Here is a 20609-nt window from a genome sequence, read left to right as displayed (position 1 = left end):
CGGTCAGCGAATGCAGATACCGCGGTGGGCCATGTAGGCCTTGGCTTCCGGCACGGTGTATTCGCCAAAGTGGAAGATGCTCGCCGCCAGTACCGCGCTGGCATGGCCTTCCAGGATGCCGTCGGCCAGGTGTTGCAGGTTGCCGACGCCGCCGGACGCGATCACCGGAATGCCCAGGGCATCGCTGATGGCGCGGGTCACACCCAGGTCAAAGCCGTTTTTCATGCCGTCCTGGTCCATGCTGGTCAGCAGGATTTCACCGGCACCCAGGCCTTCCATCTTCTTCGCCCACTCGACGGCGTCCAGGCCCGTGGGCTTGCGGCCGCCATGGGTGAAGATTTCCCAGCGCGGGGTTTCGCCCGGGCCGGAGACCTTCTTCGCATCGATGGCCACGACGATGCACTGCGAGCCGAAGTGCTGGGCCGCTTCACCGACGAACTCCGGGTTGAACACCGCCGCGGTATTGATGGACACCTTGTCCGCACCGGCATTGAGCAGGTTGCGGATGTCCTGCACGGTGCGCACGCCACCGCCCACGGTCAGCGGGATGAACACCTGGCTGGCCATGCGCTCGACGGTATGCAATGTGGTATCGCGGCCATCGACGCTGGCCGTGATGTCGAGGAAGGTAATCTCGTCCGCACCCTGTTCATCGTAGCGACGGGCGATTTCCACCGGGTCGCCGGCATCACGGATGTTCTCGAACTTGACGCCCTTGACCACGCGGCCGTTGTCCACGTCCAGGCAAGGGATGATGCGTTTGGCCAGCGCCATGGTGATTCCTCAGCCTTTATAGGTATCGCAGAAGGCCTGGGCCTCGGCGACGTCCAGGGTGCCCTCATAGATCGCACGACCGGTGATCGCACCGATGATGCCCGGTGCCTTGGCATCGAGCAGCGCCTTGATGTCACCCAGGTTATGGATGCCACCGGAGGCGATCACCGGGATCCGGGTAGCGGCGGCCAGGGCGGCGGTGAACGGGACATTGCAGCCCTGCATCATGCCGTCTTTGGCGATGTCGGTGTAGACGATGGCAGACACGCCATCGGCTTCGAAACGCTTGGCCAGGTCGATCACTTGCACGCTGCTGACTTCGGCCCAGCCGTCGGTGGCGACGAAACCGTCCTTGGCGTCGAGGCCAACGATGACCTTGCCCGGGAACGCGCGGCAGGCTTGGGCGACGAACTCAGGTTCCTTCACGGCCTTGGTGCCGATGATCACGTAGCTCACGCCGGCCTTGACGTAGTGCTCGATGGTTTCCAGCGAGCGAATGCCGCCGCCGATCTGGATCGGCAGGTTCGGGTAACGCTTGGCAATGGCCGTGACCACTTCGCCATTGACCGGCTGCCCTTCGAAGGCGCCGTTCAGGTCGACCAGATGCAGGCGACGGCAGCCGCCCTCCACCCACTTGGCGGCCATGCTCACCGGGTCATCGGAAAACACCGTGGAGTCTTCCATGCGGCCCTGGCGCAGACGTACGCAAGCGCCGTCCTTGAGATCGATAGCGGGGATAATCAGCATCTGGCAAACCTTCAAATACGAATATTCAGCTTGGCTCGAAAATCAGTTTTTCTCGAGCGCCCACAAGTCGCTTTCAATGCTTTCGAACCTTTCTTTAAGGTGCGTCTGCACATCGAAAATCGCCCTGTTGTAATAGTGCGGAGCAATTTCGCGGGTAAACAGGTCAAGAATTTCCGCCGCTTCGAACGAGCCCAGGTCCAGCTCGAAACGCTCCTCCATGAACCGCTGGATCTTGCGGTTCGCTTCACCCTCCTGCTCGGGCGTGAGGGTGAGGATCGGCGGTTTCTTGCGGGCCATTACCAGCGCCCGTCCCACGCCGCGAAGTTCTGCAACAGTTGCAGGCCATGGGTATGGCTCTTCTCCGGGTGGAACTGCACGGCGAAGCGCGAGCCATCGGCCAGGGCCGCGGCGAAATCGACGCCATAGTGACCGCTGCCCACCACCTGCCGGGCGTTGCCGGCGGCGATGTAGTAGCTGTGCACGAAATAGAAGCGCGCCAGGTCCGGGATGTTGTGCCACAGCGGGTGATCCACCGTCTGCTTCACTTCGTTCCAGCCCATGTGCGGGACCTTCAGGTGTTCGCCGTCTTCATGCAGGCCCTTGCCGAAAAACTTCACCTGGCCTGGAAACATGGAGATGCAATCGACGCCGTCGTTCTCTTCGCTGCGCTCGAGCAAGGCTTGCATGCCCACGCAGATACCGAGGAACGGACGGTCCTGGCTGACTTCGAGCACCAGTTTGTCGAAGCCCAGGCGACGAATCTCGGCCATGCAGTCACGAATCGCGCCGACGCCGGGGAACACCACACGGTCGGCTTCGCGAATCACGTCGGCATCGCTGGTGATCAGCACCTTGCCGGCGCCCACGTGCTCGAGGGCCTTGGCCACCGAGTGGAGGTTGCCCATGCCGTAGTCGATAACCGCGACCGTCTGCATTACAGGACGCCCTTGGTCGAAGGCATCTGGCCAGCCATGCGGTCATCGAGCTCCACGGCCATGCGCAGCGCGCGGCCGAAGGCCTTGAACACCGTTTCGATCTGGTGGTGGGTGTTGTGCCCCCGCAGGTTGTCGATGTGCAGCGTCACGTTGGCGTGGTTGACGAAGCCCTGGAAGAACTCCTGGAACAGGTCGACGTCGAAGCCGCCGACGGTGGCACGGGTGTACGGCACGTGCATTTGCAGGCCCGGGCGGCCGGAGAAGTCGATGACCACCCGCGACAGCGCTTCATCGAGCGGCACGTAGGCATGGCCGTAGCGACGGATGCCCTTCTTGTCGCCGATGGCTTGGGTAAAGGCCTGCCCCAAGGTGATACCGACGTCTTCCACCGTGTGGTGGTCGTCGATATGCAGGTCGCCCTTGCTGACGATGTCCAGGTCGATCAGCCCGTGACGGGCGATCTGGTCCAGCATGTGCTCAAGAAAAGGCACGCCGATATCAAACCGGGCCTTTCCGGTGCCATCCAGGTTGATCGAGGCTTTGATCTGGGTTTCCAGAGTGTCGCGCTCGACAGACGCCTTACGTTCGGCCATCACCAGCTCCGCAAAATCATTGGGCGAAAAAGGCAACCATTATAGGGGCGCGAGCGGCAAACAGAAACACAAGAGGTGACATCACTGACGGGTTGTTGCCCGCCTTGTCGGGGTTAGACATGTCCATACAAGCTTTCAAGGTCAGCCAAAAGCAAATGTGGGAGCGAGCTTGCTCGCGATAGCGGTGGGTCAGCCGACCATGATGTCGACTGACACGCCCTCATCGCGAGCAAGCTCGCTCCCACAAGGGTTGCCCTGACCCGATGGGTCAGGGCGAGCGGCTTACTGGAACAACACCGCCGTCTTCTGCAGGGTCACCCACACGCCCCACGCCAGCGGAATGCCCACCACCAGCCAGGCGGCCACCGCCATGAGCTTGGTGCTCGGGTCGGCTTTCCATTCCAGCGAAGTCGTGCTGTCGGCACCCTTGTCGTGACCCAGCGCCTGTTCGGCGGCCAGTTCGGCGTCGGTCATGAAGTACTTGTCGGCGACCGGACGAACCATCAGGTTGCACAGGAAGCCCAGCACCAGCAGGCCGGCGAGGATGTACAAGGTGATGTCGTAGGCTGCGGCACGTTCAACGCCGATGCTCAACTGATACTCACGCAGGTAGTTCACCAGTACCGGACCCAGCACGCCTGCCGCGGCCCAGGCGGTCAGCAGGCGACCGTGGATCGCACCGACCATTTGCGTACCGAACAGGTCCGCCAGGTAGGCCGGCACGGTGGCGAAACCGCCGCCGTACATCGACAGGATGACGCAGAACGCCGCCACGAACAGCGCAACGCTGCCCAGGTGGCCCAGGTTCGGGATCAGCGCATACAGGGCAACACCCAGGGCGAAGAACACAAAATAGGTGTTCTTACGACCCAGGTAATCCGAGAAGGAGGCCCAGAAGAACCGGCCACCGATGTTGAACAGGCTCAACAGGCCAGTGAAACCGGCAGCAATGGCCGCGATCTGACCCAGCTGGGTAGCGTCCAGCTGGCCAAACGGCAGGTCGTTACCGAGCAGCTTGCCGCCGAACACTTCCTGCAACAGCGGCGACGCCATGCCGATGATGCCGATACCCGCGGATACGTTCAGGCACAGCACCAGCCAGACCAGCACGAACTGCGGCGTCCTCCAAGCGACGTTCACATGGACGTGGCGGTGGGTGATCATCGCGTTCGCGGCTTTCTTCGGTGCCGGGGTCCAGCCTTCAGGCTTCCAACCGGTTGGCGGAACGCGGTACGACAGGGCGCCACCGATCATGAACACGAAGTAGATCGCCGCCATGACCAGGAAGCTCTGCCATACGCCCACGCCCGTCGGCGAAGCGAAATGGCTCATCAGTGCGGCGGCCAGTGGAGCACCCACCATCGCACCGCCACCAAAACCCATGATCGCCATGCCGGTCGCCATGCCGCGCTTGTCCGGGAACCACTTGATCAACGTGGAGACCGGGGAAATGTAGCCCAGGCCCAGACCGATACCACCGATCACCCCGGAACCGAGCCACATCAGCCAGATCTGGTGGGTATAGATACCCAGCGCAGAAATCACCAGGCCACCGCACCAGCACAAGGCCGATACAACACCGGCCTTGCGCGGACCGGCGTGTTCCAGCCAGCCGCCCCAGATGGCTGCCGAGCAACCCAGGAAGATGAAGAACAGGGTGTAGATCCAGCCGAGCATCGAGATCGGCCAGTCGCATTGGGACGAGAAGACTTGCGAAATGAAGCTCATGTCCGGCGCACAGGCCACCGGTTTGGTGATTCCCAGGGCCTTGGACAGTGGCAACCAGAACACCGAGAAGCCGTAGGCCATGCCGATGCACAGGTGGATGGCCAGCGCGGCCGGTGGAACCAGCCAACGGTTGAAACCGGGCTTGGCGATGATGCGCTCCTTGGAGAGGAACGCAGGCTGGTCGGCAATGCCGCCGGCCGTGATGCTTGTGCTCATTGTGTATCCCCCAATTGTTAGAATGATTCACCAGCCACGCCTCACCCTCAGCCTTCATTGCACGCAGGCACGGCTGTATTTTCTGGTGAAGCTCCATAGTAGTGCGACATCAAGTCGCAGAAGGACGGTGAACGGACGAAAGGTTACCACTTGCAGGTGACAGAAAAACCAAAGTGATATCACCTTTTTCATGTCTTCTGTCTTATCGCGCCGATGTCCGTTTTCTGTAGGGTGCTAATCATTTTTTTTTCGCATGCCCCATTCTTCCATGGCTGCCGTGCCGGACATCACCCTCGATCCGCCAACGCACCTTCCACTCTCGGCGTTATACTCCCAGGCTGAATTTTGAACTCAACCTACAAGGATTCGCCCATGAAAGCGTTCGGCAAAATCCTGGGTCTGGTACTTCTCGGGCTGTTGCTGATCATTGTGGCCCTGGGCTTTGCCCTGACCCACCTGTTCGATCCCAACGACTATAAAGAAGAAATCCGCCAGATAGCCCGCGACAAGGCCCACATCGAGCTGACCCTCAATGGCGACATCGGCTGGAGCCTGTTTCCATGGCTGGGCCTGGAGCTGCACGATGCCAGCGTCGCGACCTTGGCCCATCCAACCCAGCCTTTCGCCGACCTGCAGATGCTGGGCCTTTCGGTCCGGGTCATCCCGCTACTGCGCCGGGAAGTGCAGATGAGCGATGTGCGCGTGGAAGGCCTGAACCTGCGGCTCAACCGTGACAAGAACGGTCACGGCAACTGGGAGGACATCGGCAAGGCGCCAGCCACCGCGACAACGGCGAACACCCCGGCACCGGCCGAACAACCGGCTCCGCCCGCCAGCACCCCGGCAGAAAAACCGGCCCAGCCGACCCGCCTGGACATCGACAGCCTGACGGTGAACAACGCCCGGGTCGAATACACCGACGAGCAGACCGGCAAGCTGTACACCGCCGAGAGCATCCAGCTAAGCACCGGCCCGGTCCACGACTCCACCAACATCCCGGTGACCCTGACCGCCTTCCTGTCCAGCAACCAGCCGGCCGTACGCGTACGCACCGAAGTGACCGGCGAACTGCGCTTCGAGCGGGCCCTGCAACGCTACAAATTCGAAGACCTGAAACTGTCCGGCGAAGCCACGGGCGACCCCTTGCAGGGCCAGACCCTGAATTTCGCCGCCCAAGGCCAACTGCTCCTGGACAAGGCGGCCAACGTCGCCGAATGGACAGGCATCAAGCTGTCGCTCAACCAACTGCGCGCCCTGGGTGAACTGAAGGTCAACGACCTCGACAAGACCCCGCAACTGAATGGCGGAATATCGATCGCCCAGTTCGATCTGGCGAAGTTCGTCGGCAGCATCGGCCAGAAACTCCCGGCCATGGCCGAAGGCAGCCTGAGCAAGGTCGAGTTGGCCAGCCGCATTGTCGGCACGCCGACCAGTGTCGAACTCAACAACATCAACCTGAAGCTCGACGACAGCACCTTCAGCGGTCGTATCGCCGTGGAAGACTTTGCCAAGCAGGCCCTGCGCGTGCAGCTCAAGGCCGACACCTTCAACGTCGACCGCTACCTGCCGCCAAAAACCGCCGAAGCCGACAGCGCCAAGGCGGCCCGCGAGGCCGAAGTCAGCAACACCGAAGCCAGCGCCATGGCCGGTGCCGGCAGCACACCGCTGCCGAACGCTCCGACCCAGGGTGCCTGGAGCAACGATCGGCTGTTTCCGGTGGAGCGCCTGAGCAAACTGGACCTCGATGCCGACCTGACCTTCGGGCAACTGACCCTGGATAAACTGCCGATCCAGAACGCCGCACTCAAAGCCACCGGCCTGGGCGGCCTGCTGACCCTGGAGAACCTGCGGGGCGATCTGTACAGCGGCAACTTCGAAACCAAGGGCACCCTGGACGTACGCCAGCCTACCCCACAGTTGAGCCTGCAAACCCGCATCAACCGGGTCCCTGCCGAGAAGATCATCGAAAGCCAGGGCAAGAATCCGCCGGTCAAAGGCCTGGTCACTGTCAACAGTGCGATCACCGCCAGCGGCAATAGCCAGAAGGCCCTGATCGACAGCCTCGACGGCAACGCCGGGTTCGTCATCAACGATGGTGTGCTGCTCAATGCCAACCTCGAACAGCAATTGTGCAAAGGCATCGCCACCCTCAATCGCAAGTCCCTCAGCGGCGAACCCCGGGGCAAGGACACACCGTTCCAGCAACTCAACGGCAACCTCACCTTCAACAATGGCGTTGCCCACAACCCGGACCTGAAAGTCCGCATCCCCGGCATGACCGTCAACGGCAACGGTGATATCGACCTGCGGGTGCTGGGCATGGATTACCGCGTCGGGATCATCGTCGAAGGCGACAAGAGCGACATGCCCGACCCGGCCTGCCAGGTCAACGAACGCTACGTCGACATCGAATGGCCGTTGCGCTGCCGTGGCCCGCTGGAACTGGGCGCGAAGGCATGCCGCCTGGACAGCGAAGGGATGGGCAAGGTCGCGGCGAAACTGGCCGGTGACCGCCTCGGGGACAAGATCGATGAAAAGCTGGGTGACAAGGTCAGCCCCGAACTGAAAGACGCGCTCAAGGGGCTGTTCAAGCGATGAGAGCCGAGCAGTTTTCCACCGCCGTACTGGACTGGTTCGACCGCCACGGGCGCCACGACTTGCCCTGGCAACAGGACATCACGCCGTACCGGGTGTGGGTGTCGGAGATCATGCTGCAGCAGACCCAGGTCAGCACCGTGCTCGGTTACTTCGATCGGTTCATGGCCTCGCTGCCCACCGTCCAAGCCCTGGCCGCCGCGCCGGAGGACGAAGTGCTGCACCTGTGGACCGGGCTGGGTTATTACACCCGTGCGCGCAACCTGCAGAAGACCGCGAAAATCGTCGTCGAGCAGTACGGCGGCGAATTCCCCCGGGACGTGGCAAAACTCACCGAGCTGCCGGGGATCGGCCTGTCCACCGCTGGCGCCATCGCCAGCATCAGCATGGGCCTGCGGGCGCCGATCCTCGACGGCAACGTCAAGCGGGTGCTGGCGCGCTTCACCGCCCAGGAAGGCTACCCAGGCGAACCCAAGGTGGCGAAACAGCTCTGGGCCACCGCCGAGCGCTTCACGCCCCAGGACCGGGTCAACGCCTACACCCAGGCGATGATGGACCTGGGCGCCACCCTCTGCACCCGCAGCAAGCCCAGTTGCCTGCTCTGCCCGTTGAAACAAGGCTGCGAGGCCCACATGCTGGGCCTGGAAACCCGCTACCCGATTCCCAAGCCTCGCAAGGAAGTGCCCAAGAAGCGCACCTTGATGCCGATGCTGGCGAACCACGAGGGCGCAATCCTGCTTTACCGTCGCCCTTCCACGGGGCTGTGGGGCGGGTTGTGGAGCCTGCCGGAACTCGACGACCTCGACGACCTGCAGCATCTGGCCCTGCAACACTCGCTGGAGTTGGGCAGCCAACACGAAATGCCAGGCCTGGTGCACACCTTCAGCCACTTCCAGTTGGCGATCGAACCCTGGCTGGTCCGGGTCCGGGAAACCGGCCATCACGTGGCCGAGGCCGACTGGCTCTGGTATAACCTCGCCACCCCGCCGCGCCTGGGCCTTGCCGCCCCGGTCAAAACCTTGCTCGAACGCGCGGCCGCCGTAATGAACGCAGGAGAGTTGCAATGACCCGCACCATCATGTGCCGCAAGTACAAAGAAGAACTCGAAGGCCTGGAACGTGCGCCGTTCCCGGGCGCCAAGGGCCAGGACATCTACGACAATGTCTCGGCCAAGGCCTGGGCCGACTGGCAGAAACACCAGACCCTGCTGATCAATGAAAAACGCCTGAACATGATGAACGCCGAAGATCGCAAATACCTTCAGGGCGAGATGGACAAGTACTTTTCCGGCGAAGATTACGCCAAGGCCGAAGGCTACGTACCGCCGTCCGAATAAGCTGTCCAGCGCGGGGGCGGATCGTAAGCGACGGTAATAATTAAATATTTTTTGATAACGTGCTTGACGCCCCCCTGAAAAACCCGTTTAATGCGCCCCGTTGCCCAGATAGCTCAGTCGGTAGAGCAGGGGATTGAAAATCCCCGTGTCGGCGGTTCGATTCCGTCTCTGGGCACCAAATACCGAAAACCCCGATCAAGCAATTGATCGGGGTTTTTTATTGCCCGAAATTTCCTTCCGCCTTCTCGACTCAGCTACATTCGTCCGCTCCCCTCTGAAAAGCGAGTCGACATGGACATCACCGGCATCCCCTTCGGTACTACCGATTGGTCAACCATCGAACCTACCGAACACAAAGGGGTCACCGGAACCGCCTATTGGCGCACGCGGCAATTCGGGAATATTCGGGTGCGGATGGTGGAATACACAGCCGGGTACCTGGCCGATCATTGGTGCACCAAGGGCCACATCCTGTTTTGCCTCAAGGGCGAGCTCAATACTGAACTCGAAGACGGTCGGCAATTCTTGCTCAAGCCTGGCATGAGCTATCAAGTTGCCGACCAGGCCGAGCCTCATCGATCCTCCACTTCATCGGGGGCTACGCTCTTCATAGTGGATTGAGATTCGAAGCGTCCGCGTTGAAGCTGTAGGATAGATGGCCTTATCCATCAGGAATCCGACCATGTCATCGGCGAACAAACAGCACAAGCGCAGCCAGCGCGCCAAGGCGAAAGCCAAGCAGAACCGCACTCGGCGTGCTGCTGCGCCGAACGATTTCCTGGACCCGAACGACGAGCGCATCGATCTGGAAACCGTGGACCTGACGGAGCTGTTCCAACTCATGAGTGCCGCCGAGAAGGTCAGCCAGAAGGCGATGTGCGAAGCGTTCCTGACCCATCCCCTGCTGGCGCTGGTGCTGGAACAGGAAGGTGAGGAAGAAGCGACCGACTTCATCATTACCGCATTGATCGAATACCGCCGCCTGACCACGGGCGTGGATGAGCAGACCGCGCTGGATTGGGTGGAAAGCAAGCCATTCCAGGCCGATTATGTGGCCGCGTCCCAGGCAGTGGCCCAAGGTCAGGGCTGACTGTCAGGCCGAGGCCGCGATGGATGACGCCCTGCGGGGATAGCGCCTGCAAACCACGGTCAACCCACATGGAGCGGCGTCATACCGCCCTGCGTCAATCCACTATTTTTTCTTTCAGCAACGCTCCAATCAAAGAACTCTACCCTGCATGTCATCGGCCGCACCCTACCCTTCTCTGATCCAGGCATTGCGGACCGAAACCGCTGAACTGCACATCGCCTTGGAAAAACGCCTGCCGTTTTTCTCCGAACAGCTGGACTTCGATCTGTATCGGCGCCTGATGGCGGCCTACTACGGTTTCTATCAACCGTTGGAACAACGTCTTCATGTACTTGCACTGACGCCGACCGGGCTGGACCAATCCCTACGGATCAAACTTCCGGTGCTACGGGCGGATCTCACGGCACTGGGCCTGGAAGAAGCCGTTATCGAAGCGCTGCCCACCTGCCAGGCGTTGCCGCTGATCGACTCCCGCGCCGCGGCACTCGGTGTGTCCTACGTGCTGGAAGGCGCAACCCTCGGCGGGCAGATCCTGCGGCGCAGGGTGGCCGAGCAACTCGGTCTTGATGCCTCCAGTGGCGCTGCCTTTCTCAATGTGTATGGCGAACTCACCGGCCGACGCTGGAAGGATTTCCTCCAATACCTGGACGACAGGAACCTTGGGGAGGCCCAGACGCTCGAAGTCACACGCGCCGCCAAGACGACGTTCACTCATTTTGAACACTGGCTGGACAGCCAGAAGGTACTGTTATGACCCCGGAAAACCAGGAAGCCTTCGAAGAACTGCTGGCCAATTGCGCAGACGAACCGATTCGCTTTCCCGGGGCTATCCAGCCTCATGGCGTGTTGCTGATGCTGTCCGAGCCCGATTTCGTGATCCGTCAGGTCAGCGCCAACGTGTTGCAATTGATGGCGCAGGATCCCCACGGGCTGTTGGGCCAGACGCTCGACGCCCTGTTGGGGCTGGAGCAGGCCCAGGCGATCCTCAACGCCTGTCGCGCCGCCCCGGAAAGCGACAGCGTGCCCGTGGCCATTGTCGTGAACCGGCAACGCTTCGACGCCTTGGTGCATCGCCATCAGGGCGCCCTGATCATCGAACTGGAACAGCACCTGAGCGACTACCGCCCCGAAGGGGTCAGCGGCGAGGCCAACCTGGGCCGCATGCTGCAACGCCTGCAAAGTGCGAAGAGCCTCCAGGCCCTGTACGAAATCAGCGTGCGGGAAATCCAGGCCATGACCGGTTACGACCGGGTGCTGATCTACCGCTTCGAGGAAGAAGGCCACGGCCAGGTGATCGCCGAGGCCAGCGCGCCGTCGATGGAGCTCTACAAAGGGCTGTTTTTCCCGGCCTCGGATATTCCCGAGCAGGCCCGCGAGCTGTACCGCACCAACTGGCTGCGGATCATCCCCAACGCCGACTACGCGCCGGTACCGCTGGTCCCGGAGCGGCGGCCCGACACCCAGGCGCCCCTGGACCTGAGTTTTGCCACGCTGCGCAGCGTCTCGCCGATCCACCGTCAGTACATGAAGAACATGGGCGTGCTGTCGTCCATGAGTATCTCGCTGATGGAAGGCGAACGCTTGTGGGGGCTGATCAGTTGCGGCAATCGCCAGCCGCTGCTGGTCCCCCATGAAATGCGCATGGCCTGCCAGACCATCGGCCAGGTGCTGTCGTTGCAGATCAGCGCCATGCAAGCCCTGGAACTGACCCGGCAACGGGACGCCAAGCTGGAAGACCTCAAGGTCCTCGCCACGGTCATGGCCGAGTCCAGCAATAACGTTTTCGATGGCCTGTCCCACGAGCCGCAACGCCTCATGGACCTGACCGGTGCCAGCGGCGTAGCGATTTTCGAGGACAACAAACTGCACCGCCATGGCCAGTGCCCGGCACCGGAGCAGATCCGCGAACTGCACAAATGGATCCTGGAGACCGGCAAGCCGGTGTTCGCCCACCACAACCTGAGCAGCGTCTTCGCACCTGCCCAGGCTTATCAGGACGTGGCGAGCGGCGTATTGGCGATCCACTTGCCCAAGCCGGTGGAAAACGGCGTGCTGTGGTTCCGCCCCGAAGTGAAGCAAACCCTCCAATGGAGCGGTGACCCGCAAAAACCCCTGGACCTGGAAAACAGCGAGACCGGCCTGCGCCTGCGGCCCCGGACGTCTTTCGAAATCTGGAAAGTCGAAATGGCCGGTATCAGCGCCCAATGGACCCATGGCGACCTGTTCGCCGCCAACGACCTGCGGCGCTCGGCCCTGGAAAACGACCTGGCCCGCCAGGTGCACAAGGAGCGCCTGGCCGTGCAGGCCCGCGATGAGCTGGTGGCGGTGGTGTCCCATGACCTGCGCAGCCCGATGACGGTCATTTCCATGCTCTGCGGCATGATGCAAAAGGCCTTCAGTTCCGACGGCTCCCACAGTTCCAAGCGAATCTCTTCAGCCATCGACACCATGCAACAGGCCACCAGCCGCATGAACGCGTTGCTGGAAGACCTGCTCGACACCTCGCGCATCGATGCCGGGCGCTACACCATCAATCCACAACCGATGGACGTCAGCCAGATCTTCGAAGACGCCTGCTCGCTGCTGACGCCGCTGGCCACTGCCAAGGCCATCGACATTTCCTTCCATGCCGAACCCAACCTGAGGATCAACGCCGACCCCGAGCGGCTGTTCCAGGTGCTGTCCAACCTGATCGGCAACGCCATCAAGTTCACGCCGCAACAGGGCTCGGTAGGCATCAGTGCGATGTCCGTCGGCAATGAGATCGTGTTCAGCGTTCGCGACACCGGTGAAGGGATCGCACCAGAGCAATTGCCTCATGTTTTCGAGCGCTATTGGACGACCAAGGAAGGCAACCCCCATGGCACCGGGCTGGGGTTGTACATTTCCAAGGGGATTGTCCAGGCCCATGGCGGTAAACTGCACGCCGAAAGCCAGCCAGGCCAGGGCAGCGAATTCCGCTTTACCGTGCCGAGAATTGACTGAGCCGGGCACCGCCCCCTAACGAATTGGAAACCGAAGCCCAATGGCCTCACTGAACAAGCAGCAAAAACGCGCCAAGCGTGCCAAAGACAAAGCCAAGCAGATCCGCATGAGCGGGCGCCAAGCGATCCCAATGTATGGCGACCCGGCCCACGCCACCGCCCAGCCACCGGTCTACGTGCTGGAACTGTTCGCCAAGCTGCGCGAAGCCGAGGCCGTCAGCCGCCATGAAATGCTCGATACGCTGCTCACATCCCTGAGCGCAATGATCATCGAGCGCCCGGGCCTGCTGGACCTGAAAAACGCCGAAAACGAAAGCATGGCGGCGACCAACCTGGCCGCCGACATGCTGGTGGACTACCGCATGTGGGTCGATGACATGGACCGCGAGACCGCTCAGCGCTGGCTCAGCACACCGGAATTCATCAAGGACTTCAGCGAGGCGCTGGATCGGTATCGCCAGTCGATGGAAGAACCCGCCAGCGAATAAACCGGCCGGTTATTCGTCACCGTTCCAATGGAACACCAGGTTGCGCGCGGCCCCGCTGCCTACCTCAGCAGTGTCGCGACGCGCCTCACCGTTGCGCGTCGCCACCACCGTGTACTTGCCCGGCGGCAATTGCACGTAAACCAGCGGCCCGGCTTCAGTCAGCGTCAGCAGCGTTTGCCCCGATGCCTTCTGGATGACGACCTCCACATCCGGGATGTATTTGTTTTCCGGGCCAACCGCGAATGTCATGTGCAAGTTGTAACCCTGGGCCTGCCCGATGGCCCGGGCTTCATCCTCACCAATACCGCCCGACAGGTAAGTGATGCCGTTCTGCCGCATGGGTTGGACCTGCACGCCTGCGTTGTCGATGGGCGCGAGGTTGGTGGCATTGAGGGCGATGGGGAACAGCAGAATGCTGATGGCGATGAAGGGCAACACAAAGTAATGCATAAGCTTCATGGCGAGGACTCCAGGTGCTGGAAATAACTCACATGAGTTCTTTTTTTAGATCACAGGTGCTCGTTAAGGTTTAGATCGATTGGGAGTACTGATTAGGACAAGTTCATCCTCGCAGCCGGTATATCCCATCGACATATCCCTCCATTACCCTATGCATCCGGGCAGAGCTGGCAAAGATTGGCAGGCCAATCGGCCCCTACGACCAGATGATTGCCGGCCATGCCCGCTCCCTCGGGTTGATCGTAGTCACCAATAATCTGAAGGAATTCGAAAGAGTCCCCGGACTGCGCATTGAGGATTGGACAGGGTTGTAACTTCGGTGGCCTGAAGTTAAACAGCTCCATCAAGACTCCTGTGGGCGTGAGCCTGCTCGCGATGAGGCCATCACCCGCTCATCTCTACCGGCTACTCTTATCGCTATCGCGAGCAATCTCCCACAGATTTCACGGCTACTTTCTTCAACGAATGATGGAACCACAGCCATGGCCTCCGCGAACAAGCAACAAAAACGTGCCAAGCGCGCAAAGGCAAAAGCCAAGCAACTACGCGTCAGTCGTACAAAGCCTGCTGCGGTCACGCTTGATCTTCCCGAGTACGACGATCCGTACTTGCGCGATACCCTGCAGGACGAGTTCGCAGAACGCCCCAGAGACTTCTTGTCGCTGTTTTATGAGATGCAGGACGCCGAAGAAGACACGGGGCGCATTGACATGATGGTCAGGATGCTCGGACTACTCCTTGCGATGACGAATGAACAGCCCGAGCTTCTGGACAATGTGAATGCCGAAAACGAAGCCATGGCGATCCATAACCTGGCCGAAAATACCCTGATCGCTTACCGAAAGTGGGCTGACGATATCGATCAGGAAACAGCGGAGCACTGGCTCCACAGCCCCGAAGTACAGGCGGATTTCGAAACAGCACGCGCCAGCTTCAAAGAGGTCCTCAAAATATTGTGGGATCTTGAGGACGCTCCCGAATAACCCGAAGTACTTCTGATTGCGGTAACGCTCATCCGGTTAACCCTTCCAACCCCCGCCCAAAGCTGGCACCATCGCGCCTTTTTTTACGCGACTCCCCGGACTTTTCACCGGGTAAACCAGGTTCAAACGGCCGTTCGGTTGTTGATGGCGCGACAGTCTGCTGTGCCGATGCGACAACCTGCCGCACATCACCGGTTTACCGCCCGTCGCGCTGTTGGCTGTCGTTCGGACGCATGCTAGCTTGGCCGCCTCGCCAAGGAAGGCAGCCAACAGCAAGGGAGCACATACCATGAGGACCGCACATGGCCCAGGCCACGCCCGCGCTTGAAATCCGCAACCTGCACAAACGCTACGGACAGCTGGAGGTGCTCAAGGGCGTCTCGCTGACCGCCCGCGACGGCGATGTGATCTCGATCCTCGGATCCTCCGGGTCCGGCAAGTCCACGTTCCTGCGCTGCATCAACCTGCTGGAAAACCCCAACCAGGGCCAGATCCTGGTGGCCGGCGAAGAACTCAAGCTCAAGGCCGCAAAAAACGGTGAGCTGGTGGCCGCCGACGGCAAACAGATCAACCGCATGCGCAGCGAGATCGGTTTTGTCTTCCAGAACTTCAACCTTTGGCCGCACATGAGCGTGCTCGATAACATCATCGAAGCGCCGCGCCGGGTGCTGGGCCAGAGCAAGGCCGAAGCCGTCGAAGTGGCCGAAGCGCTGCTGGCCAAGGTCGGTATCGCCGACAAGCGCCACGCCTATCCGGCCGAACTGTCTGGCGGCCAGCAACAACGCGCAGCCATCGCTCGCACATTGGCGATGCAGCCCAAGGTGATTCTGTTCGACGAACCCACCTCCGCCCTTGACCCGGAAATGGTCCAGGAAGTACTTAGTGTGATCCGCGCCCTGGCCGAAGAAGGACGCACCATGCTGCTGGTCACCCATGAAATGGGCTTCGCCCGCCAGGTCTCCAGCGAAGTGGTGTTCCTTCATCAAGGCCTGGTCGAGGAGCAAGGATCGCCACAGCAGGTCTTCGAGAACCCGCTTTCGGCGCGCTGCAAACAATTCATGTCCAGCAACCGCTAACGGAGCAGTACATATGCAGATCTACAAGAAATTCCTTTTGGCCGCTGCCGCCAGCCTGGTGTTTTCGGTCAATGCCATGGCGGCCGAAAAGCTGAAGATGGGCATCGAAGCGGCCTATCCGCCGTTCAATAACAAGGATGCCAGCGGCCAGGTCGTAGGGTTCGATAAAGACATCGGCGACGCCCTGTGCGCCAAGATGAAAGTCGAGTGCGAAGTGGTCACCTCCGACTGGGACGGCATCATCCCGGCCCTGAACGCCAAGAAGTTCGACTTCCTGATCTCCTCGCTGTCGATCACCGAGGAGCGCAAGCAGGCGGTGGATTTCACCGACCCGTACTACTCCAACAAACTGCAGTTCATCGCGCCGAAAAACGTCGAGTTCAAGACCGACAAAGACTCGCTCAAAGGCAAGGTCATCGGCGCGCAACGGGCGACCCTGGCCGGCACCTGGCTGGAAGACGAACTGGGCAGCGACATCACCGCCAAGCTCTACGACACCCAGGAAAACGCTTACCTGGACCTGACCTCCGGCCGGGTCGACGCGATCCTGGCAGACAAATACGTCAACTATGACTGGCTGAAAACCGACGCCGGCCGCGCCTACGAATTCAAGGGCGACCCGGTGGTGGAAAGCGACAAGATCGGCATCGCCGTGCGCAAGGGCGAGGACGACCTGCGCAACAAGCTGAACGCCGCACTCAAGGAAATCGTCGCCGACGGCACCTACAAGAAAATCAACGACAAGTACTTCCCGTTCAACATCTATTGATGCTGACGTGCCCGGCCGACGCTGATACTGCGCAGCGTCGGCCCTTAGCAAAGCCTGCCGCGATATGAACATACACCCATGATGATCGATCTCTACGGATTCGGCCCGGCGCTCGCCGCTGGCGCGCTGATGACCGTCAAACTGGCACTCTCGGCCCTGTGCCTGGGGCTGGTGCTCGGCCTGCTCGGCGCCTTGGCCAAGACCTCGCCGTACAAGCCGCTGCAATGGCTTGGCGGCACTTACTCGACACTGGTCCGCGGCATTCCGGAATTGCTCTGGGTGCTGCTGATCTACTTCGGCACCGTCAACCTGATGCGTGCGCTGGGTGAATACCTGGGCAAGCCCGACCTCGCCCTCAACGCCTTCGCCGCCGGCGTCATTGCCCTGGGCCTGTGCTTTGGCGCCTATGCGACGGAAGTGTTTCGCGGTGCGATCCTGGCGATTCCCAAAGGCCACCGTGAAGCCGGCGTCGCCCTGGGCCTGTCGAAATGGCGGATCTTCACCCGGTTGATCATGCCGCAGATGTGGCGCATCGCCCTGCCGGGCCTGGGCAACCTGTTCATGATCCTGATGAAGGACACCGCGCTGGTCTCGGTGATCGGCCTGGAAGAAATCATGCGCCACGCACAGATCGGCGTGACGGTATCCAAGCAGCCATTCACCTTCTACATGGTGGCCGCGTTCATGTACCTGGGCCTGACCGTACTCGCCATGGCCGGCATGCACCTGCTGGAACGACGCGCCGCGCGCGGCTTTATCAGGAGCACCCAATGAACTGGGAAGTCATCATCAAGTGGCTGCCGAAACTGGCCCAGGGCGCCACATTGACCCTGGAGCTGGTGGCCATCGCCGTGATCGCCGGCCTGTTATTGGCGATTCCACTGGGCATCGCCCGCTCTTCACGCCTATGGCAGGTGCGGGCATTGCCCTACGCCTACATCTTCTTTTTCCGTGGCACGCCGCTGTTGGTCCAGCTGTTCCTGGTGTACTACGGCCTGGCACAGTTCGATGCCGTGCGCAGCAGCGCGATGTGGCCGTACCTGCGGGATCCGTTCTGGTGCGCCACGGCCACCATGACCCTGCACACCGCCGCTTACATCGCCGAAATCCTGCGCGGCGCGATCCAGGCCATTCCCCGCGGCGAGATCGAAGCCGCTCGGGCCCTGGGCATGTCGCGGCCCAAGGCGCTGTTCTACATCATGCTGCCCCGCGCCGCGCGCATCGGCCTGCCGGCCTACAGCAACGAAGTGATCCTGATGCTCAAGGCCAGTGCCCTGGCGAGTACCGTGACATTGCTGGAACTCACCGGCATGGCCCGCACCATCATTGCCCGGACCTACCTGCCAGTGGAGATCTTCTTCGCGGCCGGCATGTTCTACCTGCTGATGTCCTTCCTGTTGGTGCAAGGCTTCAAACAGCTGGAGCGCTGGTTGCGCGTCGATGCCTGCCAAGGGCGCTGACAGCGGCGTGCTGACGGGCGAGGCACTCCTCGCCCGCTTCACGGCGCTGGACGCTTTTCTCACGGCACACCAGGCGCTGTGGAAGCCACGTCCGTTCACCCATCTGCGACTGCCCTGGGAAACGTCCCACCCGGAATTGGCCCGATGGCTACGCCAACGTTCACTGGCAGCGGCAGAAAACGACCACCACCAGCCGTGGTTGATGCAGCACGCCCCAGCGCCATTCCCGGAATTGGCCGCGCTCTCCCGCGCATTGAGCGCTGTCACAGAATTGCCCGCCATCACGCTCGAAACGCCAAGCCATCGCCTCAACGTCGACGTACCCGGGCGCAAATGGCAGCAAATCGAAGCCTTCGCCAGCCGCCTGCGCTTCACCACCCAACCAACCCACTGGCTGGACTGGTGCGCCGGCAAAGGCCACCTCGGTCGCCGTCTGCTGCACGGCGAACAGCAACTGACCTGCCTGGAGTACGACCCCGCACTGGTCGCCAGCGGCCAACAACTGAGCCTGCGCCATCGCCTGCCCGCCACCCACCGGCAACAAGACGTGCTCGCGGCGGACGCCGCCCTGGCACTCCACGCCGGACACACGCCCGTGGCCCTGCACGCCTGCGGCGACCTGCATGTTCGCTTGATGCACCTGGCCAGCGCCGCTGGCTGTGCACAATTGGCTGTCGCACCGTGCTGTTACAACCGCATCAGCGGCGAACGTTATCAAGCACTGTCCGATGCAGCCAAAGGCTCTGCCCTAGAGCTGTCACTCGACGATCTCGGCCTGCCGCTGACCGAAACCGTCACTGCTGGCGCGCGCGTCAGAAGACAACGGGACCACTCCATGGCCTGGCGCCTGGGCTTCGATGTGCTGCAACGGCAAATCAGAGGGTGCGACGAGTACTTGCCCACGCCGTCACTGCCCAGTGCCTGGCTGGAAAAATCCCTCGCCCAATACTGCACCGATCTGGCGGCCCTGAAAGACTTATCCACAGTCGGCACGCCTGATTGGATCGCCCTGGAAGCAGCAGGCCATCAGCGGCTGGCCGAGGTGCGCAACCTGGAGTTGCTGCGAGGCCTTTTCCGACGGCCGCTGGAGCTTTGGCTGGTACTGGACCGGGCGCTTTTCCTCACTCAAAAAGGCTACGACGTTCGCCTCGGCACCTTCTGCGAAACCCCGCTGACCCCGCGCAACCTGCTGTTGCTGGCAGAGCGTTGCTGAGACGAAACAGCCTGTGGATAACTCTGTTGATGAAATAAACTCGAATCCAAGAAATCCGTGATTTCCTGACCGAATCAGCATTGGTCATTTTTTGTTCATATGGATAAAAAACCATGAAAACAGGCATTTGCGACAAAACGCGAAAGCGGTCACAAAATTGCAAGAGGCCCTGCGCCCTCTCCTGCCCGTTGTGCATAAGCGTCTAAGCAAAACGACATAACCGCCGAATTCAGTGCTGTCCCGCGCCAGTAATTGCGTCCACCGCGCCCGTGCTATACAACAGCCCCACGTACCATGATTGACACAATGCCGACACACGCAAGGACTGGCCGTGACGTTCATTTCCTACGCACAAAACTTCGAAGACATACGCCTGTGGCGCGCCCTTCAATCGGTGGAAAACGGCTTTTACCTCGACGTCGGCGCCAACCATCCGACAGATGATTCCGTCACCCGAGCGTTTTACGACCGCGGCTGGCGCGGCATCAACATCGAACCCGTGCCGGCCTACTACGACGCCCTCTGCCAACAACGCCCCCACGACATCAACCTGCAATGCGTGGCCGGCGAAAACGCCGACAGCCTGACCTTCTACACCATCGCCGACACCGGCCTGTCCACGGTAGAAGCCAGCGTCGCCCAACAACACCGCGACGCCGGCATGGACGTGGGTACCCAGACCGTCCAGTCCCGCACCCTGGCCTCCATTTGCGAGCAATACGCCCCCGACTGCCCCATCCACTTCCTGAAAATCGACGTAGAAGGCCACGAAGAAACCGTGCTGCGCGGCATGGATTTCAGCCGCTGGCGCCCCTGGATCATCCTCATCGAAACCCCATGGGCCCGCGACCAGACCTGGGAAAACCTGGTGACCGACGCCGGCTACCAGTCCATCCTGTTCGACGGCATCAACACCTACTACCTCGCCGAAGAACACCTGGCCCTCAAACCCGCCTTCGACATCCCCCCGTGCAACCTCGACGGCTTCCAACTCTGCAAAGGCCACAAGTTCAGCCACCCCATCGACGACCCGGACCAACAACTCAGCGCCGCCCTGCAACGCGCCGAACAGGCCGAAACCCAACTCCACGCCATCCAAAACAGCCGTACCTGGCGCGCCCTGAACAAACTGCGCAACCTGCTGCACCGCGCTTGAGTATGGG

General features: G+C 61.2%; 22 protein-coding genes, 1 tRNA gene and 1 pseudogene. 17 read left to right on the top strand and 7 right to left on the bottom strand.

Annotated elements, in window-relative coordinates; translation table 11 throughout:
* Positions 1–3 precede the first annotated feature (3 nt).
* The 6 genes from hisF to ACMTA2_RS02880 form a co-directional block, all read right to left on the bottom strand.
* A complete protein-coding gene (gene hisF / locus ACMTA2_RS02905; protein WP_003196830.1) occupies positions 4–774 on the bottom strand; it encodes an imidazole glycerol phosphate synthase subunit HisF in 771 nt (256 codons plus the stop codon).
* A 9-nt stretch (positions 775–783) separates the two neighbouring features.
* Positions 784–1521, bottom strand: a complete 738-nt coding sequence (hisA, locus tag ACMTA2_RS02900; protein WP_413793643.1) for a 1-(5-phosphoribosyl)-5-[(5-phosphoribosylamino)methylideneamino]imidazole-4-carboxamide isomerase — start codon at positions 1519–1521, stop codon at positions 784–786.
* Between the two features lie 42 nt (positions 1522–1563).
* Positions 1564–1818, bottom strand: coding sequence for a DUF2164 domain-containing protein (locus ACMTA2_RS02895; RefSeq protein ID WP_109751980.1), 255 nt, complete (start codon positions 1816–1818; stop codon positions 1564–1566).
* Complete coding sequence (hisH, locus tag ACMTA2_RS02890) at positions 1818–2456, bottom strand: imidazole glycerol phosphate synthase subunit HisH (protein WP_413793642.1); 639 nt, start codon at positions 2454–2456, stop codon at positions 1818–1820. Before hisH ends, ACMTA2_RS02895 begins: the two co-directional genes overlap by 1 nt.
* Positions 2456–3049 carry an imidazoleglycerol-phosphate dehydratase HisB gene (gene hisB / locus ACMTA2_RS02885; RefSeq protein ID WP_024778052.1) on the bottom strand — a complete coding sequence of 198 codons (594 nt, stop codon included), beginning with the start codon at positions 3047–3049 and terminating at the stop codon, positions 2456–2458. The genes hisH and hisB overlap by 1 nt, the downstream gene beginning before the upstream one ends.
* 282 nt (positions 3050–3331) lie before the next feature.
* Complete coding sequence (locus ACMTA2_RS02880; protein WP_413793641.1) at positions 3332–4993, bottom strand: OFA family MFS transporter; 1662 nt, start codon at positions 4991–4993, stop codon at positions 3332–3334.
* 372 nt (positions 4994–5365) lie between these two features.
* Here ACMTA2_RS02880 and ACMTA2_RS02875 point away from each other — a divergent pair, with 372 nt between their 5' ends.
* The 9 genes from ACMTA2_RS02875 to ACMTA2_RS02835 all read left to right on the top strand — a co-directional run bounded on the left by ACMTA2_RS02875 (position 5366) and on the right by ACMTA2_RS02835 (position 13486).
* Positions 5366–7591, top strand: a complete 2226-nt coding sequence (locus ACMTA2_RS02875; RefSeq protein WP_413793640.1) for an AsmA family protein — start codon at positions 5366–5368, stop codon at positions 7589–7591.
* Positions 7588–8655: an A/G-specific adenine glycosylase gene (gene mutY, locus ACMTA2_RS02870; RefSeq protein WP_413793639.1), complete on the top strand. Its 1068-nt coding sequence runs from the start codon at positions 7588–7590 to the stop codon at positions 8653–8655. Before ACMTA2_RS02875 ends, mutY begins: the two co-directional genes overlap by 4 nt.
* Positions 8652–8924: an oxidative damage protection protein gene (locus ACMTA2_RS02865; RefSeq protein WP_092201180.1), complete on the top strand. Its 273-nt coding sequence runs from the start codon at positions 8652–8654 to the stop codon at positions 8922–8924. Before mutY ends, ACMTA2_RS02865 begins: the two co-directional genes overlap by 4 nt.
* 102 nt (positions 8925–9026) lie before the next feature.
* Positions 9027–9102, top strand: a tRNA-Phe gene (locus ACMTA2_RS02860).
* A gap of 113 nt (positions 9103–9215) precedes the next feature.
* Entirely contained in the window at positions 9216–9545 is a 330-nt protein-coding gene (locus tag ACMTA2_RS02855) for a DHCW motif cupin fold protein (RefSeq protein ID WP_305482412.1), read from the top strand.
* A gap of 61 nt (positions 9546–9606) precedes the next feature.
* A complete protein-coding gene (locus ACMTA2_RS02850) occupies positions 9607–10014 on the top strand; it encodes a hypothetical protein (RefSeq protein ID WP_413793638.1) in 408 nt (135 codons plus the stop codon).
* Between the two features lie 148 nt (positions 10015–10162).
* Positions 10163–10768, top strand: a complete 606-nt coding sequence (locus tag ACMTA2_RS02845) for a biliverdin-producing heme oxygenase (protein ID WP_413793637.1) — start codon at positions 10163–10165, stop codon at positions 10766–10768.
* Positions 10765–12999, top strand: coding sequence for an ATP-binding protein (locus tag ACMTA2_RS02840; protein ID WP_413793636.1), 2235 nt, complete (start codon positions 10765–10767; stop codon positions 12997–12999). The genes ACMTA2_RS02845 and ACMTA2_RS02840 overlap by 4 nt, the downstream gene beginning before the upstream one ends.
* Positions 13000–13039: 40 nt before the next feature.
* A complete protein-coding gene (locus ACMTA2_RS02835) occupies positions 13040–13486 on the top strand; it encodes a hypothetical protein (protein ID WP_413793635.1) in 447 nt (148 codons plus the stop codon).
* A gap of 9 nt (positions 13487–13495) precedes the next feature.
* Here the strand turns inward: ACMTA2_RS02835 and ACMTA2_RS02830 are convergent, their stop codons facing one another.
* Positions 13496–13945, bottom strand: coding sequence for a carboxypeptidase regulatory-like domain-containing protein (locus ACMTA2_RS02830; protein ID WP_413793634.1), 450 nt, complete (start codon positions 13943–13945; stop codon positions 13496–13498).
* A gap of 155 nt (positions 13946–14100) precedes the next feature.
* Between ACMTA2_RS02830 and ACMTA2_RS02825 the strand changes: the two are divergent.
* From ACMTA2_RS02825 to ACMTA2_RS02790, 8 genes and pseudogenes are all read left to right on the top strand, one after another.
* A pseudogene (locus ACMTA2_RS02825) lies at positions 14101–14259 on the top strand (PIN domain-containing protein); the annotation flags it as partial.
* 168 nt (positions 14260–14427) lie between these two features.
* Positions 14428–14928: a hypothetical protein gene (locus tag ACMTA2_RS02820; protein WP_413793633.1), complete on the top strand. Its 501-nt coding sequence runs from the start codon at positions 14428–14430 to the stop codon at positions 14926–14928.
* A 302-nt stretch (positions 14929–15230) separates the two neighbouring features.
* A complete protein-coding gene (locus ACMTA2_RS02815; RefSeq protein ID WP_003196795.1) occupies positions 15231–16004 on the top strand; it encodes an ABC transporter ATP-binding protein in 774 nt (257 codons plus the stop codon).
* 13 nt (positions 16005–16017) lie between these two features.
* A complete protein-coding gene (locus ACMTA2_RS02810) occupies positions 16018–16773 on the top strand; it encodes an ABC transporter substrate-binding protein (RefSeq protein WP_413793632.1) in 756 nt (251 codons plus the stop codon).
* 78 nt (positions 16774–16851) lie between these two features.
* Positions 16852–17547, top strand: coding sequence for an ABC transporter permease (locus ACMTA2_RS02805; RefSeq protein WP_413793631.1), 696 nt, complete (start codon positions 16852–16854; stop codon positions 17545–17547).
* Positions 17544–18233: an ABC transporter permease gene (locus ACMTA2_RS02800; protein ID WP_413793630.1), complete on the top strand. Its 690-nt coding sequence runs from the start codon at positions 17544–17546 to the stop codon at positions 18231–18233. The genes ACMTA2_RS02805 and ACMTA2_RS02800 overlap by 4 nt, the downstream gene beginning before the upstream one ends.
* On the top strand, positions 18214–19446 hold the full coding sequence (locus ACMTA2_RS02795) for a methyltransferase (protein WP_413793629.1): 1233 nt from the start codon (positions 18214–18216) through the stop codon (positions 19444–19446). The genes ACMTA2_RS02800 and ACMTA2_RS02795 overlap by 20 nt, the downstream gene beginning before the upstream one ends.
* 331 nt (positions 19447–19777) lie before the next feature.
* Entirely contained in the window at positions 19778–20602 is an 825-nt protein-coding gene (locus tag ACMTA2_RS02790) for an FkbM family methyltransferase (RefSeq protein ID WP_413793628.1), read from the top strand.
* The last annotated feature ends 7 nt before the right edge of the window (positions 20603–20609 follow it).

Source organism: Pseudomonas medicaginis (assembly GCF_965119365.1).
Classification (GTDB): domain Bacteria; phylum Pseudomonadota; class Gammaproteobacteria; order Pseudomonadales; family Pseudomonadaceae; genus Aquipseudomonas.
Note: the sequence above shows the minus strand (reverse complement) of the source record. Positions and strands in the feature narration are given on the sequence as shown.